Below are 17,782 nucleotides of genomic sequence, written 5' to 3'. Positions count from 1 at the left end.
AGGTAAATCGATGGGGAGAATACATGAGGAAGAGATTTTTTAGCGAAGTACTGAAATTTCATTTGATTAAATTTCATTTGATTAAATCTCATTCGATTAAATTTCATTTGATTAAATCTCATTCGATTAAATTTCATTTGATTAAATCTCATTCGATTAAATTTCATTTGATTAAATCTCATTCGATTAAATTTCATTTGATTAAATCTCATTCGATTAAACCTCATTCGATTAAACCTCATTCGATTAGGTATAATTTGATTAACATTATCCAGTTACACTAACTAATAATATATGTTAAAAAGTACAAGTTCTAAAACAAAAGTAAAGAGAAGTCAAAAAGAGAAATTAAAAAATTAATTAAAAATTAATTAGACTTTAACCGTCATTTTCCGAATGTTATGAAATAACTTTAATCTCTAAACCCGGTAAAATGGTTTTATTTCTAAAGCTGTATGTTTGAATCTGCCAGGATTCAGTTCTTCTATATATTTATTGCAAAAAATAAGACTATAGAAACAAATGATAACGTATATTAATTATAATTTTCAATGGGTCTGGAAGAAAAAATCTCTGTAAAGCAGGTATAAAATCTGCAAAGACAAAGGTTTTTAAGTAGATCTTAGTTAATTCTTGAAAAATTCAGCTGGAGAATACGTATCATGCAGGAAAAAATAAAAGAAATTGCAGATCGAGTACATGAACTGCGTGAACTCTCGGATTTCACGGTCAAAGACATGGCAGAATATCTAAAAGTATCCGATGAAACTTATGGAAGATATGAAGATGGAACTGAGGATATTCCGGCAAGTATACTTTTTGAAATTGCACACAAGCTGCGTGTAGATATGGCTACTCTCCTTACAGGGGAAGAGCCACGTATGAATATATTCACAGTTACACGGGATGGAAAAGGGGTCAACGTTGAGAGGAGGAAGCAGTACAAGTACCAGAACCTGGCTGAAAAATTCATTCATAAAAAGGCTGAATTTTTTGTAGTTACAGTCGAACCGAAGCCATATGGGACAAAACCTGAGACTAACTCCCATCCTGGGCAGGAGTTTAACTATGTGCTGGAAGGAAGCCTGAAAGTCTATATTCACAATAATGAGCTGATTCTGAATGAAGGAGACTCAATTTACTTTGACTCCACTTACGAACACGCTATGGAAGCCCTGGAAGGAAAGCCAGCCAAGTTCCTGGCAGTTATAATTTAATAATTTAATCCGTTAATTCAACCTGGTTTGATATTATTCGATTAAACTTAATTTGGTGAACTCAATTAGATCCAATATAATTCGGTTAAACGCAGCTCAGATTAACTTGATTCGAGTTAATCCGATCTGAATTCATGTAATTTGAATAGTGTGATTCAAAATAATGTAATTTGAATAGTGTGATTCAAAATAATGTAATTGAATAGTATGATTCAAAATAATGTAATTGAATAGTATGATTCAAAATAATGTGTTTCAAATTACGTTGTTTGGTTCATTTGATTCGAGTTGATGTAGTTTGAATTATGTTATTTGAGTTAATATTACTTGGTTTCAAATCCAATAAAATCCGGTAAGAAACCCGATGTCCGGGCTAAAACCTTGAAACTCAAGTGATGGCTTGTAGCCTTCATAAATCTAGAAGCTATATATAAATCGATAAAACGGGTGTCCAGAATGACTTCTTTGCTCAGCCAATTTGTTTCTAAAACTGACTTTGAATCCTATGAGGACTTTGAGGAAAATTTTAAAATCCTTGTTCCTGAAAACTTCAACTTTGCCTATGACGTAGTCGATACCTATGCAAGAGATTTCCCTGAAAAGATCGCAATGATCTGGTGTGACGATAATGGGGAAGAGAGAATCTTTACTTTCAAAGACCTGAAGTACTACAGCGATAAAACCGCAAATTTTTTTGCAAAGCATGGGATAGGTAAAGGCGACTACGTAATGCTCACCTTAAAGAGCCGGTATGAGTTCTGGTATTGTATCATTGCACTGCATAAATTGGGAGCCATTGCTGTACCCGCAACCCATATGCTCAAGACACGAGACATTGTATACCGAATTAAAAAAGCCGGCTTGAAGATGATCGTCTGCATATCGGAAGACGGAGTTCCAGAACAGGTAGATGAAGCACACTCCGAATGCGGAAATATCACGCTCAAAAAAGCGGTCGTAGGAGATAATGTCCGGGAAGGCTGGATTGATTTCAAAAAAGAACTCGAAGAAGCCTCTCCTGATTTCAAACGTCCTTCGGGCGAAGCTGCTACAAAAAACAGCGATGTTTCTCTTGTCTATTTCTCTTCAGGAACAGCCAGTTTCCCAAAAATGGTAGAACACGACTTTACCTACCCTCTAGGGCATATTCTTACCGCAAAGTACTGGCAGAACGTGGAAGATGACGGGCTGCATTACACTGTTGCAGACAGCGGTTGGGGAAAATGCGTATGGGGAAAACTATATGGCCAATGGATCGCAGGTTGTGCGGTCTTTGTTTATGACTATGACAGATTTGAAGCCAGGAGTATGCTTGAAAAAGCCTCAAAGTATGGGGTTACAACTTTTTGTGCTCCTCCGACAATTTATCGGTTCCTAATTAAGGAAGATCTCTCAAAATACGATTTTGATACCCTTAAATATGCGGTTGTTGCAGGCGAACCTCTTAATCCGGAAGTATTTTACCGATTCCTTGAATTCACCGGAATAAAGCTTATGGAAGGATTCGGGCAAACTGAAACCGTTGTAAGTATAGCAACATACCCCGGGATGGAACCAAAACCAGGATCTATCGGAAGGCCATCTCCGGGATATAAAATTGAACTGATGGATAGAGACGGCAGACTCTGTGAAGTAGGGGAAGAAGGAGAAATCGTAATCAACACAAAGGAAGAAAAACCTGTAGGATTCTTCGTCCACTATGGGAAAGATCCTGAGAAAACTAAGGAAGCATGGCACGATGGCTATTATCATACAGGAGATATGGCCTGGAAGGACGAGGACGGCTACCTGTGGTTTGTGGGAAGGGCTGACGATATCATAAAGACCTCAGGATATAAAGTTGGGCCTTTTGAAGTGGAAAGCGCACTTATCCAGCACCCTGCAGTACTAGAATGCGCAATTACAGGTGCTCCTGATCCTGTAAGAGGTCAGGTTATCAAGGCAACCGTTGTGCTCACAAAAGGATACATGCCTGGAGAAGAGCTTAAAAAAGAGCTCCAGAAACATGTAAAAAGTATCACTGCCCCCTATAAATATCCGCGCATAATTGAGTTTGTGGACGAACTTCCAAAAACCATTAGCGGAAAGATTCGCAGAGTCGAGATCCGGGATAAAGATCAAAATGAGTTAAACTAAAGATGATTTAATAAATAGAGATCGATTAGAAAATGAAAATAATATAAAAACAAATAATACCTGATAAAGCAAATAAAACTTTTTAAGTAAACAAAATCTGTTAAGCAAACAAATCTGTTAAGCAAACGAACTTAGTAAAACAAATAAACCCTGTTTTGATCCGGAAACAAATGAGTTTCGGGTCAAAACAAAAAAGGAAAAAAAGAAAGAAATAAGTACCTTAAACTTTCTGGAAAGTTTGCTCTAAGAAGATTTGGTTCTATTCACTTTATATTTTTATCCCAATTTTCTGCTAACTTACTGTCTAATAGATTATACAATTTACAACTTAAGTAAGTGTAGAAACCTGAGGCTCTTCTTTCTGTCATAGAAGACCGGTTAAGTAACAATGACTGGAGAATTCCGGATAAAAATCGAAAACTCCGGAACCCTATATCCGGAAATAGGCCTGAGACCTGAGAAGAGTCCAAAGAGAACTGAAAAATGAGCAAAAAGAGGATCTCATATGTCAAAGAACGATAAAAAAGAACCATACCCTGTAATTAATACTCTGGAGTGTAAAGCCTGCGGACGCTGCCTTCTAGCCTGCCCCAAAGACGTACTTTCCATGAGTGAAAACCTGAATGCCAGGGGTTACCATTATGTGGAGTACAAAGGAGAGGGCTGCTCAGGCTGTGCAAGCTGCTATTATACCTGCCCTGAACCGCTTGCAATCGAGATTCATATTCCCCTGAAAGAAGAGGAAGCCAGGTAAGGCAGGAAAGGAGGAAAACTATGACAACACAACTAGTAAAAGGAAACTCCGCAGTAATCATCGGTGCACTATATGCCGGATGTGACTGTTTCTTCGGGTATCCTATAACTCCGGCAAGTGAGATTCTACATGATGCATCCAAACATTTTCCAAAAATAGGAAGGAAGTTCGTTCAGGCCGAATCCGAAGAGGCTGCGATTAACATGGTCTATGGAGGAGCATCGGCAGGGCATAGGGTTATGACATCATCTTCAGGTCCTGGAATTAGCCTGATGCAGGAAGGAATTTCCTATCTTGCTGGTGCTGAGCTTCCATGCGTGATTGTAGATATTATGCGGGCAGGGCCAGGCCTTGGAAATATAGGACCTGAGCAGGCAGATTACAATCAAGTGGTAAAAGGCGGAGGGCACGGGAACTACAGAAATATCGTGCTTGCCCCGAATTCAGTGCAGGAAATGTGCGATTTTACCATGAAAGCTTTTGAGCTTGCTTTCAAGTACAGGAACCCAGCTGTGGTGCTTGCGGACGGAGTGCTCGGACAGATGATCGAGTCACTCGAATTCCCGAAGCAAGCTATTGTTCCTGAGATTGATACCACCTGGGCGGTCAACGGTACAGCCGAAACCAGGCCTAATCTGATAACCTCCATCTTTCTGGACTTCGATCAACTTGGAAAGTTCAATGAAAAACTGCAGGTAAAGTACGAGCTCATAAGGCAGAATGAAGTCGATTACGAGGAGTACCTTACCGATGATGCATCAATTGTCCTTGTTTCTTATGGAATAAGCAGCAGGATCTGCAGGTCAGCTGTGGATCTTGCCAGACAGGAAGGCATTAAAGTAGGGCTTTTCAGGCCAAAAACTCTATTTCCGTTCCCTGAGGCGCAGTTGAAAGCCCTGGCAGATAAGGGTTGTTCCTTTATTTCCGTGGAAATGAGCAATGGACAGATAATACATGATGTCAGGCTTGCAATCAATTGTTCACAGCCTGTAGAGCTTGTAAATCGTATGGGAGGAAACTTGATGACTCTTGACCAGATTATGGATAAAATCAGGAAAATGGCAGGAGAGGCATGAAAATGGCAGCAGAAATCATTAACGGAGAAAAAGTAATAGGAAGACCAAAGGCCCTGTATGCGGAATACCCTCGCAAAGGATCAGTGGCCTCTACAGCCACTCATTACTGCCCAGGCTGCGGACATGGGGTGCTGCATAAGCTTATTGCCGAAGCAATTGATGACCTTGGTATTCAGGACAGGACCGTTATGATAAGCCCTGTAGGCTGTGCGGTCTTCGCTTACTATTATTTTGATACAGGCAACATCCAGGTTGCTCACGGCCGTGCGCCTGCAGTTGGGACGGGAGTCTCCAGGGCTGAAGAAAATGCTGTGGTGATCTCCTATCAGGGAGACGGAGATCTGGCTTCCATTGGTCTGAACGAGACTCTCCAGGCTGCAAACAGGGGTGAAAAGCTTGCAGTCTTTTTCGTAAATAATACCGTTTACGGAATGACAGGCGGACAGATGGCACCCACAACCCTTGTAGGAGAAAAGACCACTACATGCCCGGAAGGTCGTGACCCCCGTTTTGCAGGTTATCCTCTACATATGTGCGAGCTGCTGGACAACCTTAAGGCTCCGGTCTTTATTGAAAGGGTTTCAGTTTCGGATATATCCCATATCAGGAAAGCCAGAAAAGCTATACATAAGGCGCTTGAAATCCAGCGTGACGGGAAAGGATATGCTTTTGTTGAAGTCCTTGCCTCCTGCCCGACTAACCTCAAGATGGATGCGGAAAAGGCCATCAGTTTCATAAATGAGGAGATGGAAAAAGAATTTCCTGTCAAGAATTTCAGAGATGAATCTGAAGAAGTAGAACCACTGCACCGTGGAGTCAGTGACTTTACAACCAAAGTCCTTGAACAGCTTTACGGCATTGAGGCAGAAGCCGAAGAAAAACCTGCCAGAAAGGACTTTGCCCCGATCCAGACCAAGATTGCTGGTTTCGGAGGGCAGGGTGTTCTCAGCATGGGAATAATTCTTGCGCAGGCCGGAGTTAAGGCAAATCTCAACGCTTCCTGGTTCCCTTCCTATGGCCCTGAACAGAGGGGAGGTACCTCTAACTGCTCTGTCGTGATTTCAGGCCAGTCTATAGGCTCTCCTACGGTCTACACTCCGGACATCCTGATAGCTATGAACCGTCCTTCTCTTGAAAAGTTTGAAGGGGCAGTCCGAGAAGGAGGTTTTATCCTCTATGACTCATCCATCGGTGAAGTCGAAGCGCCTTCACATGTAAAGGCAGTTGCTGTTCCTGCAACCGAAAAAGCCAAGGAAGCCGGTTCCGAGAAAGCTGCTAACTCTTTCATGCTTGGAGTCCTTATGGGCATTAACGCAACCGGCCTGAAAAAGGAAGTGTTTAAGGAGGCTCTTGCCGAAAACTTTACAGGAAAACCCAGAGTCATTGAGTTTAACCAGATGGTTCTCGAAGCTGGGGCACAGTGGGCAAGAGAAAATGTTAAATTCTAAGGATTTAAGGTTTGAGAAAATACTAAGTTTCGAGGATACTCGAGTTGCGTAAAAACAGGTGGAGATAATTTTTTTTCTCTACCTGATTTTATTATAATTTTCAACTAGTTTTCAATTAGTTTTCAATTAGTTTTCAATTAGTTTTCAATTAGTTTTCAATTAGTTTTCAATTAGTTTTCAATTAGTTTTCAATTAGTTTTCAATTAGTTTTCAATTAGTTTTCAATTAGTTTTCAATTAGTTTTCAAGCAACTATTAAGTAAGCTCCTTGTGAATTGCCAGTAATTCTCAAATGGTTTTATCCTCTTTAACGGTCAAATGTTCAATGTTATTCTCTCCTTAGCTATTTTTCAGGTTGTTCTGAGTAGAAAGTTAATCTGGGGAAGCATACACTTCTAAGAACTCAATGGAGAAGCCACAATTTTCTTAAAAAAGAGACATTCAGGCATATACATCATCTTATAAACAATCATAAACTTTATTAAAGCTAAGTACATTGTAAGAATAAGAAAATGTTCTATATATTAATTTTAAATGTGTCTGCTAAATGATAATAATTTAAAAGAGATTTATTAGAAAAACATTTTATTAGAAAAACATTTTATTAGAAAAACATTTTATTAGAAAAACATTTTATTAGAAAAACATTTTATTAGAAAAACATTTTATTAGAAAAACATTTTATTAGAAAAACATTTTATTAGAAAAACATTTTATTAGAAAAACATTTTATTAGAAAAACATTTTATTAGAAAAACATTTAGTTGATCTTGAATCAGTTGGTGGGGATCGAGTCCCTATTCTCGAATCCCTACCTGCGATCCAACTCAAGATTAAGAGGAAACCCTATTACTCTTAATCTAACATAGAAGTAGATGGTAGGGTTTGAGTCCCTATTCTCGAATCCCTACCAGCGATCCAACCCAGAGATTGAGAGGAAACCTTATTACTCTCAATCTGCAATCTTTTTATTACAACATGGGGATATATATCATAATCGACACAAAAAACAATTGGTAATTTAAATTTTACTTCGGACATCTATTTTTGATATAGGCAAAATTTTCAATGATATTAAATCTTTCGTGGACATTAATTTTACCGAATCTTCATAACTATCATCTTATTGTAACTATCATCTTATTAGTAATATGAAAAAAACTTTTTTACTAACGATACGAGTATGTTAAAGCAATAGGTGCTGCATACAATTTTCAGTGAACCATCGAGGATAAAGACTTTAGGATCCATACTCCATTCTATAATCTTGCCTTTTTGTAAAGGAGCCTGGTAGATCTCATACGCAATATGCCAGATGTCTAATGAAATTTACGATGTTGTCGTTGAGCCCAAACTGAAGGAAAGCAAAAAGATATTAACTTTCACGGTCCTTTATAAAGTAGTCGCCAACATTATATACAAAATCATAAATTTAGGAACAGTCATAAGGTTTATTAAAAATAAAGACATTATGAAAAATAGCACGTTGCCTTAGAAATTAGTTTAAAAGTAGATGGTAGGGTTACCGAGTCCCTATTCTCGGGTCCCTACCTGCGATCCAACCCAAAGATTAAGAGGAAACCCTATTACTCTTAATCTATACTCTTATAGTGGGTTAGGAATATATATCATAACCGACCAAAAAAACAGTTTGTACTCTTAATTTTTAAATAGCTCTTTTATTTGTTTAGCTGCAAAACTTTTAATGATATTAAAATATTCAATTAAATGATAAAATTTAATACATTAAGTTGATAGTAAATTTGATAGTAAATTTGATAGTAAATGCCATAAAATCTCTTTTTAAAACTTATCGACCCCATCACACAATCCAACCCAGTGATTTAAGACAAAACTCTATTATTCTTAATCTGCATTCACTTTTATGATCATAAGGTGTTATTAGAGTCATAACTGGCTTGAACAAACACAGCATAACCAAAGAGAATATCTAAGTCTGGAAAGAGTGGCTTTACACTTTTATTTCTTGTTTTCCAGTTATAGATCCTGCTTTCGGCAGGTCGACATAAAAATCCATTCAATTTTTCTATTGATATCGTTTTTTTCAGAACTTTTGAAATTCACTTTAAATTAAAAATTACTAAATTTAACCATAACATAATTAATATATATTTATAATAAATGAGATAAAAGACAAATCATGCTGGATATATAATCCGTATGATGCTGTTTTTAACTTAACCTCTAAAAAATAACAATTAAGGATATTTAGATGTTAGGGTGTGCTTGCTGCCGAATGTAGGATAGATAACCACAGCAACATTTTACAAACTACCCATTTTGATTTGCAGCTGTTACGATATTGATCACGTTGCCGCTTGGACTTTTCAATCAAGCCTTTTTAAAAGGCTTGTGATCGTGCTATCATAATGTTTTAGATTTATCAGTGATTTTCGATCAAGCAGCTTTTTCAATGATTTTCGGTCAAGCAGCTTTTTTAAAGGTTTTCGGTCAAGCAGCTTTTTTAAAGGTTTTCGGTCAAGCCTTTTTTTAAAAGGGTTGCGGGCAAGCAGTTTTTTGAAAAGGGTTGCGGTTAAGCATGCAGTTCTCTTGAGAAGAGCTAAAGGGGATTCGAGAGAAGCATATGTTGGCTGTAAAAAAGGATAGAGTCTTGGGTCATTCAGGCCCTTCAGTGCTCTAGCCTTTTAAATTAACCTTTTAGTATATTTTCAAAGAAGATAAGCCTTGAGAGGGGGAAAACCGTTAAAACACACGGAACTGTAGCTCTGGGTATAGGCGCCTGTCGTGAAAATGTACACGAGGTTTCCCTCGCGCATTGTGTGAGGGAATGAATACTTGTGATGCTCATACAGGATATCCATGCTGTCGCAGGTCGGGCCTGCAAGAATTACTTCTTCAGCGCAACCTTTTTTATCACAGAAAATGGGATATTTGATGCACTCATCAAGAGTTTCTATAAGACCGCCGAATTTGCCAATATCAAGATAAACCCATTTGTACTGGTTAAATCTGGCTTTTTTGGAGATCATTACAACTTCACTTACTATTATGCCGGCGTTGGCAACCAGGGAACGTCCGGGCTCTATAATAATCTCAGGCAGTTCTTCTCCAAAATCCTCATGTAAAAAGCGGCGTATTTCTCCAGCATAGGTCTCGAGGTCATGGGCCTGAGCCTGATATTTTGCAGGAAAACCTCCACCGAGGTTGATCATTTTTAGATGTATGCCTTTTTCAGCTACTGCTTCAAAAAGGTACTTACATTTGGAAATAGCATTGTCCCACTGGCCAATGTCTCTCTGCTGAGAACCAACATGAAAAGAAAGTCCATAAGGCTCAAGTCCCAACTTCTCAGCCTTCAAAATGAGCTTATATATCAGGTCAGGGTGCGAACCGAACTTCTTTGAGAGAGGCCAGTCAGCCCCGTCGCTTTCAGTAAGGATACGAAAAAATACTCTGGAACCCGGGGCTTTTCTAGCTAACTTTTTCAGATCGCTGTCAGAATCAGTAACATAAAGCCTCACTCCCTTTTCATATGCATATTCTATATCTTTCTCTTTTTTGATAGTATTGCCGTAACTGATCCTTTCAGGTTCTATCCCAAGCCTGAGAAGTTGATCAAGTTCATAAACCGTTGCCACATCAAAATTGGAGCCTTTGTTCTTCAGAGCAAGCACAACCTCATCCATGGGATTAGCTTTTACAGCATAGTGAATTTTTGCAAAGGGCATGTGCTCTACCAGATCGTCATAGCTCTGCTCTATCTTCTTCAGGTCAACAGTCAAAAATGGGGTTTCCTTATCCCGGGAGAACTTTTTGATTCGGTTAAAATCGTCTCTTGAAACGAAATCCTCCAGCGGGAACACATAATGCTCTTTTCTCATATCTACTCCCTTTTGAAATTAAAACTTCTATACTCAAACTTATGCACATACTGGTTAATAATTTTTAGTATCTCACTGATTTATAATGATTATTCAGTTTATAATGAATTATTTTGATAATGAACGAGATAAAGCGATTCAAATAGGATTTAATGTATATAAAACTAATTCTCGGTAGATATCAAGACATAAAAACAACTAAAATCAATAGATATTAAGTAAAAATAGTCATATCATAATAAAAGATCTCATTAAGCTCTTTTTTTACATTAAAGGCATCAAAAATCCTTATAAACGTACAGAAGACATGAGAAATCTTAGTTATTCTCTGAATCTTCAAGACTGATTTTTATGTAAAAAAGGAGCATTAAAGACTTAAATGGGAATAAAAGCTCTATTAAGCGATTAAATGATTCTAAAACCTTTTTTTATCCATATTATCTGGAAGTAACTTATTTAAATCCATTTTACTGAAGGCCAGATTTGCGAAATTTAAAAATAAATTTGAAATGCTAAGTACATGTTTTATCTGATTCTGAACAGTACTACCAGTACTCCGATTCCTGCAAACACGAGACCGTAAATTATAACTTCCATACTTAGCTGAAAAAAAAGAAATAAAGTAGAAAGGATTCCAAGAAACGGAAGCAGGGGAAAACGGCCAATATTAAGGGGAACCTTAAAAAGGCGTTTTCTTCCAGGGTCAGTATAACGGAGCTTTATCAGAGAGAGATTGACCATAAAAAAGACAATAAAAATCATGAAATTAGCAATATTTGCTACAGTTGCAACATCCCTGAATAGTACAAACAGAGCTGAGAGAAAGGCAACTCCTAAAATTGCGACCCATGGTGTCCGGTAACTGGGGTGTACTCGAGAAAGAAAATTGGGCAATGGCCCTGAATCCGCCATACCATAGACAATCCTTGACCCTCCAAGCATAACCACAAGTACAGTATTCATAGTGGAAAAAAGGGCTATCCAGGACATGAGAACAAAAGCCTTATTCCCCATAGAAATAGCTACAACATCCGCAAGGGGAACACTTGAAAGTCCGAGAGCACGAAAATCAAGAACACTTACGGCAGTTACCGCTACGCACATGTACAGGAAAACCGTAAAAAATATCGCAATAAGCAGTGCCTTTGGAGTTGTCTTTTCGGCTTCTTTTGTTTCCTGGGATAGTCGTACAATATCCTCAAAACCGAGAAATGCGAAAAAAATCAGGGTTGAAGCCTCGAATATTCCTGCCATATCTGGAGTTTCGAAGTAATTTACCGTTCCAAGGTAAGGGAGACCTGTATAGATTACAATTAGAAGCCCTGATACTTCGATAAGACTTATGAAAATAGCCAGCCTGGCAGATTCCTTGATTCCGTAAATCATAATAAGGCTAAGAAAAATAAACAGACCTAAAGTCCCTTTTAAATAGCCGTTTCCAAAAAGGTTGCTGAAATACCTTCCAAAACCAAGAGCAACCGCAGAACTCGTTATTGCCACAAAATATATCACAAGCAGCCCAACAAACAGGCCAATGCGTTCTCCAAAAGCTCTTCTCACGAATCCATATTCCGCTCCAGCTCTTGGGAACATGGAGGAAAGTTCCATATAGCTAAGAGCAGAAAGTGTGGCTGTTGCCCCGGCAAACAGAAAAGAAAACCAGACCATATTGCCTGCAAGCCCTGCGGCTTTTCCCATAAGCACGTAGATTCCGGCTCCGAGAATATTGCCAATTCCTACCAGAGTAACCTCAATCAGATTCAGTTCCTTTTTCAGTTCGAATTCCCCTTTCATAATAAAACACCGCTCAAAAACTTGAAAAAACTCTGAACAAGATTAATAAAATTGACAATAATAAAAATAGGACTTTGGCCTGTTAGAAAGACTATCTTACGAGAAGCTGTGATTTTCCATTAACCGACTCCTTTTAACTCACTGACTCTTAATAGTTCTCTTTTCGAGAATTCAGAAGTTTTACCATTAAGTAGCTCAACAGACGGCTGACGAAAAAAAGCTAAGTAAGGGCTCATAGTCAACCGGATTTATCGGACTTGGGACTTTACCGGGCTGAGAGATACCTTACACGCAAGCTTAGAATTAAGATTTTCAGGTTTGAATGTATACATTTTCAGGTTATGCTTTCATTTTCCTGGCAAGTTCTAGGCCGATTTCCTCAACCTTTTTCAGATCTTCTTCCCTGGGCTTGCCCTTCACCTGAAGTGTTCCAACAACTTCCATCTTCGAGGGAACCAGAATGTCTCCTGCCTGCTTCAGAGCACCTCCGCCCCAGCCGAAGGATCCGAGTATAACTCCGTATTTTGCAGGCGGATTGAGAGCTTTTACCAGGTAAGTGCCATAAAGGGCAAGAGGATGCATGCCTGCAAGGACGGTCGGAGTTCCAAGGATAATAGCGCGGGAATCAACCAGCTCTCTTGCAACATCTCCTGTGTCTGCGACTTCAAGGTTATAGACTCTGACATCCACACCTTCTTTCAGTAAGGTTTCGGCAATTGTCCTGATCATCAATTCTGTGGAACCCCACATACTCACATAGACAATAAGAGCTTTATTTTCGGTCTCACCTGCAGTCCATTTTGCGTAGGGCTCAAGTATACGTTGAGGGTTTTTGTAGATAGGCCCGTGACTCGGTGCAAGAATTGCAATATCAAGGTCCTTAATTTTTTCAAGAGCCTTCGCTCCCATTTTTCCAAAAGGCATCATGATTTCTCCGTAGTAGCGTTTTGCAAGAGGAACAAGGTCTTCCAGGTCCTCATCATAGACGCCCTGGGCTGTATGAGCTCCGAAGAAATCACATGGGAAAAGTACTTTGTCTTCAGGCAGATATGTAAACATGGTTTCAGGCCAGTGGAGCCAGGGAGCTTCGATAAAGCGCAGATTTTTTCCTCCCAAATCAATAGTATCTCCATCGGCAACGACTTTAATCCGGCCTTCCGGCAGGTCATTGTAAATGCTTGCCATTTTTACACCTCTTTCCGTGGTAACAAGCACCGAGCCAGGAGCCCTATCCATGATATAACAAATTGCACTGGCGTGGTCGGGTTCGGCATGATTCATAATCAGGTAGTCCAGTTTTTCAAGACTGGAAACCAGATTTATTTTCTCTTTGAACTCCTCTTCGAAACCAGGGTTCACAGTATCAATAAGCGCTGTTTTCTCTTCTCCCTTAACAAGATAAGCGTTGTAACTTGTTCCTTGAGGCAGTGGAACCAGAGCATCAAACATTCTGCGGTTCCAGTCTTTTGCCCCAACCCAGAATACATCTTTAGCAATTTCAGGAACACTATAAATCTCCATATTTTTTACCTCCATTCTCCCAATAAAGTAAATCAGCTCGAAATAAGACGCAGATAAAGATATCTGCGTTTATCAACTCTACTGGATTTATTTAATTAATAGTTAAATTACTAGTTTAATTACTAATCTAATGACTATATTAATTACTAATTTAATGACTATATTGTATTTGTCCGATATATTTATTAGGCAAAACTCTTAACTGATAAAACCTTAAACTTTAACTGGCTTTTTAGCTCGGAAAGAGAAAAGTAACTTTAAATATCGAAAATGAAGCTTTACCACCTCCTCTTTTTTATAGTATTTCTTTAGAAAAATTATAAAAAGAAAAACTTTATATAGACAGCAGTAAGTTATCTTCTTCCTAGCAGGCAAGAGTTAACAAAATTGTGTCCACTGTGACAATCCATAAGCCTGGAAAATATTCGGTATTGAAATGAGGCTTTAATACCTGGAATATAGCAGTTACTTAGAATGTTGCAGTTAAAAAAGAAGGGATAATTATGAAAACATCATCCGTAGAACTTAATCCAAATAAACTGGTACAGTACCTCAACAAACCAGCAAGCGAATTCACCAAAGAAGACATTATAAAGTTCATAAAGGAAAACGGCATTAAAATGCTGACTTTCCGCTATATTGGTGGAGATGGGAGACTCAAAGCTCTCGCTTTCGTGATCAGAGACGAAGAGCACCTTGACAACTTGCTTTCCGCTGGTGAGAGAGTCGATGGATCAAGCCTTTTTACATACATCGAAGCAGACTCAAGCGATCTCTATGTCCTTCCTAAATACAGGACTGCCTTCGTGAATCCTTTTGAAGAAATCCCAACCCTGGATATCCTCTGTTCCTACTTTGACAAGGACGGGAATCCTCTCGCAAGTGCTTCCGAAACCGTCATGAAGAAGGCTGCCCAGGCCCTGACTGAGAAGACAGGCTATGAACTTCAGTCAATGGGTGAACTCGAATACTATATCATTGCCAATAAAGAAGACGTCAATATGGCTTTCCCAGCCGTTGACCAGAGAGGATACCACGAATCCAATCCCTTCACCAAGTTCGACCAGCTCAGAAAGGAAGCAATGATGTACATCTCCGAAGCTGGCGGAAAAATCAAGTACGGCCACTCTGAAGTCGGAAACTTTACTGATGACAAATACTACTACGAGCAGAACGAAATCGAATTTGAGACTGACACACTTGAGAACACTGTCGACCGTCTGCTTGTCGCAAAGTGGATGCTCAGAATGCTTGCCGACCAGTACGGTGTAATTGTAAGCTTTGCTCCGAAGATTACTGTCGGAAAAGCCGGAAGCGGTCTGCATGTCCACATGAAGCTCCTGAAAGACGGAAAGACCGTTATGGTCGAGAATGGCGGAGTCAGTGACACTGCAAAAACTGCAATAGCCGGTCTTCTTGACATTGCAGCAGGAATTACTGCTTTTGGAAACAGAATTCCTACATCCTACCTGCGTCTTGTACCTCACCAGGAAGCTCCTACCAACATCTGCTGGGGAGACAGGAACCGCTCTGCTCTGATCCGTGTGCCTCTTGGCTGGTTCTCTGAAGAATCAAGCAAGATGGTAGCTATCGCCAACCCTAACTATAGTGAAGAGTTCAAGAGCCACAGCTACAAGTCTACCTTTGAATTCCGTGCCGCAGACCCATCAGCTGACCTTTACCTCCTCATGGCAGCCTTTGCTGTAGGTATTCGCCACGGCTTTGAAATGGACAATGCCCTTGATGTTGCAAAGAAGCTCTATATCGATGTCAACATTTTCAAGGACGAACACAAGGACAGACTTGCCCAGCTTGAGCACCTGCCTGCATCCTGCTATGAGTCCGCTCAGGCCCTGAAGGAACTGAAAGACATCTTCATGGAGTACGACGTCTTCTCCGAAGGTATGATCAACGACACCATCAATTACCTTGAAGGCCTTGACGACAATAAGCTCAGTGAGAGACTCTACGGCAAGAACGAAGAAATCAGGAAACTTGTGGACTCTTACATCCACGTTGGATAATCCTGTTTCAGCACTTTAAAAATCTTTTTTCCAAAGAAAAATGCAGAACCCTGCTTCTTAGGGAGTAGGATTCTGCCAATAATATTTTGTCTGACAGTTTTCTGAAAGAAGTAAGCTTTTTGCTACTTTTACTGGACATTTTGTTACTTTTTTCCTACGGTTTTTACTGCTTTTAACTTCAACTTACTGCTTTTGTCTCAGATCTCTTTTTACTCTTCACCTAAGGCTTTTTATCCCGTCTATTACCCCGGTTCTTAATATAGGGTTTTTTTTCGTGTTTTTCTTCGGGCTTTATCTATTCAAATTGTTCAGGATAACACTTCATAAACTATTCAGGTTTACACTCAGACTGCGGTACGGGGTTGAATTTATCTATCTTAACGAAATCTATAGGGACGTAAAGTGATAAGGACTCGAATTGATCAAAAATGAAAGAAAACAGCAATCCAAAAAACTCAGGGAGCCAGGAAAAAAGTCTCCTTGAAAACACTACCTCAAAAATAACAATCATTTGTTCTGCCCCTGACCTTGCCAGTCAGAATATTAAGACCCATCTTTTGAATCTCATGGAATGGAAACTCCTCGAGCTTCCTGAAAACTCCGGATTCTCTGCGGCCAGGGAATCGCAGGACGGAAGATTCAGGCTTGTTGATATTGAGGAAATGCATGTCTTTCAGGACGGACTCGACAGGAAACTCGAAAATACAGGGCTGCCAGCTTCCCTTATAATTTTTGCATCCAAACACCGGAGCAAAGAGGAGATTTCTTCCCTTACCGTACACTGCACAGGGAACCCCTCAGACGATGCAAGGCTTGGAGGCTGCCCAAAGTCTCTTGCAGTTTCTTCTCCGGCTGCTATGAAATCCATTCTTATGGAAATGAAGCGCCTGGCTGAGCAAAAAGGAATTAAGTACGACGTTACCCTTGAAGTGACCCACCACGGGCCTACAGAGCTTTCAGTTCCGTCGCTTTATGCCGAAATAGGAAGCACTGAAGTGCAGTGGAAAGATCCTGAGGCAGGTGAGATTGCTGCAAAAGCTATCCTTGCGGTTTCTCTTGAAAAAGTTCCTGTTGCAATCGGATTTGGAGGTGGGCATTATGCCATGCGCCAGACCGGACTTTTATTTGAAACCAGTATTTCTTTCGGGCATAATTTTCCCAAGTACAAGCTGGAATTTTTGGATGAAGCCCTGATCAGGCAAGCAATTGAAAAATCAAAGGCTGATTTTGCTTATTTTGATCGGAAATCCATGAAAAGCGAGGAAAGAAAAAAGATTTCCGAAATCATTGAGAAACTGGGACTCAGTGTCCTTAAAGAATCCGAGATCAGGGAAAAATATGGGTATTAACGCTATAACAAGCATTAAAGCAAACCAAAATGTCCATAAAGATTATGTAACTGTGTGTATTAAGGTATCCCCCGTTACAAGGAATGGTATATAATGCTGAATATTGAAGTACTTCCGATTCTCCTCCGCTTTCTTTTTGGCGGAAGCGCTGTTGCGATTTCTGCAATTCTTGCGAAGAAATTCGGAGGCAGATTGGGGGGAGTTTTTGCAGCTTTTCCAGCAGTATATCTGGCAGCAATTCTGGGCCTGAGCATAGATTATAAGGGAAGCGAACTGCTCCTGATCTCAGAACAGATTTCGAAAGGTGCACTTGTGGGAATGCTGGCAGATATTTGTTGTGCTCTTGCTGCAAGTTATTTTATTCTTAAATCAGGGTGGAAAAAAGGGCTTGCTTACTCGCTTCTTCTCTGGGCCGTACTTGCTCCTACAATCTACTTCACATGTTTCTGATTCTGAAAAAATCTCTGGTCAAACCTTTTTTGAAAAGGGTTTTGTTGAAACCGTTGCACCGAAACCGTTGCGCCGGTTTATCACGCCTATAGGGTTAGGAACTGTCTCAAAATAAATTATGCAGCTTCCTCTTTTTTAGGCTTGACTGTAT

11 protein-coding genes are annotated in these 17,782 nt (G+C 39.7%); 8 read left to right on the top strand and 3 right to left on the bottom strand.

Annotation, left to right across the window (positions count from 1 at the left end):
• The first annotated feature begins 662 nt into the window (after positions 1–662).
• From ASJ81_RS21960 to ASJ81_RS21940, 5 genes are all read left to right on the top strand, one after another.
• Entirely contained in the window at positions 663–1,217 is a 555-nt protein-coding gene (locus ASJ81_RS21960; RefSeq protein WP_095646242.1) for a helix-turn-helix domain-containing protein, read from the top strand.
• A gap of 456 nt (positions 1,218–1,673) precedes the next feature.
• Positions 1,674–3,353, top strand: a complete 1,680-nt coding sequence (locus ASJ81_RS21955) for an AMP-binding protein (protein ID WP_095646241.1) — start codon at positions 1,674–1,676, stop codon at positions 3,351–3,353.
• 505 nt (positions 3,354–3,858) lie between these two features.
• Positions 3,859–4,107: a 4Fe-4S dicluster domain-containing protein gene (locus ASJ81_RS21950; protein ID WP_048107072.1), complete on the top strand. Its 249-nt coding sequence runs from the start codon at positions 3,859–3,861 to the stop codon at positions 4,105–4,107.
• 20 nt (positions 4,108–4,127) lie between these two features.
• Positions 4,128–5,183: a 3-methyl-2-oxobutanoate dehydrogenase subunit VorB gene (locus ASJ81_RS21945; protein WP_095646240.1), complete on the top strand. Its 1,056-nt coding sequence runs from the start codon at positions 4,128–4,130 to the stop codon at positions 5,181–5,183.
• A 2-nt stretch (positions 5,184–5,185) separates the two neighbouring features.
• Positions 5,186–6,631: a 2-oxoacid:acceptor oxidoreductase family protein gene (locus tag ASJ81_RS21940; protein ID WP_095646243.1), complete on the top strand. Its 1,446-nt coding sequence runs from the start codon at positions 5,186–5,188 to the stop codon at positions 6,629–6,631.
• A 2,689-nt stretch (positions 6,632–9,320) separates the two neighbouring features.
• Here ASJ81_RS21940 and ASJ81_RS21930 read toward each other — a convergent pair.
• The 3 genes from ASJ81_RS21930 to ASJ81_RS21920 form a co-directional block, all read right to left on the bottom strand.
• Positions 9,321–10,493, bottom strand: a complete 1,173-nt coding sequence (locus ASJ81_RS21930; RefSeq protein ID WP_095646238.1) for a type III PLP-dependent enzyme — start codon at positions 10,491–10,493, stop codon at positions 9,321–9,323.
• A 525-nt stretch (positions 10,494–11,018) separates the two neighbouring features.
• Positions 11,019–12,287 (bottom strand): APC family permease, encoded by a 1,269-nt coding sequence (locus ASJ81_RS21925; RefSeq protein WP_095646237.1) that lies wholly within the window; start codon positions 12,285–12,287, stop codon positions 11,019–11,021.
• A gap of 339 nt (positions 12,288–12,626) precedes the next feature.
• Positions 12,627–13,808: an FprA family A-type flavoprotein gene (locus ASJ81_RS21920; RefSeq protein WP_095646236.1), complete on the bottom strand. Its 1,182-nt coding sequence runs from the start codon at positions 13,806–13,808 to the stop codon at positions 12,627–12,629.
• A 503-nt stretch (positions 13,809–14,311) separates the two neighbouring features.
• Here ASJ81_RS21920 and ASJ81_RS21915 point away from each other — a divergent pair.
• From ASJ81_RS21915 to ASJ81_RS21905, 3 genes are all read left to right on the top strand, one after another.
• On the top strand, positions 14,312–15,832 hold the full coding sequence (locus ASJ81_RS21915) for a glutamine synthetase family protein (RefSeq protein ID WP_095646235.1): 1,521 nt from the start codon (positions 14,312–14,314) through the stop codon (positions 15,830–15,832).
• Between the two features lie 428 nt (positions 15,833–16,260).
• Complete coding sequence (locus ASJ81_RS21910; RefSeq protein WP_095646234.1) at positions 16,261–17,181, top strand: D-aminoacyl-tRNA deacylase; 921 nt, start codon at positions 16,261–16,263, stop codon at positions 17,179–17,181.
• Positions 17,182–17,274: 93 nt separating this feature from the next.
• Complete coding sequence (locus ASJ81_RS21905) at positions 17,275–17,631, top strand: DUF3147 family protein (protein WP_095646233.1); 357 nt, start codon at positions 17,275–17,277, stop codon at positions 17,629–17,631.
• The last annotated feature ends 151 nt before the right edge of the window (positions 17,632–17,782 follow it).

Origin of the sequence: Methanosarcina spelaei, assembly GCF_002287235.1 — an archaeon.
GTDB lineage: Archaea > Halobacteriota > Methanosarcinia > Methanosarcinales > Methanosarcinaceae > Methanosarcina > Methanosarcina spelaei.
Note: the sequence above shows the minus strand (reverse complement) of the source record. Positions and strands in the feature narration are given on the sequence as shown.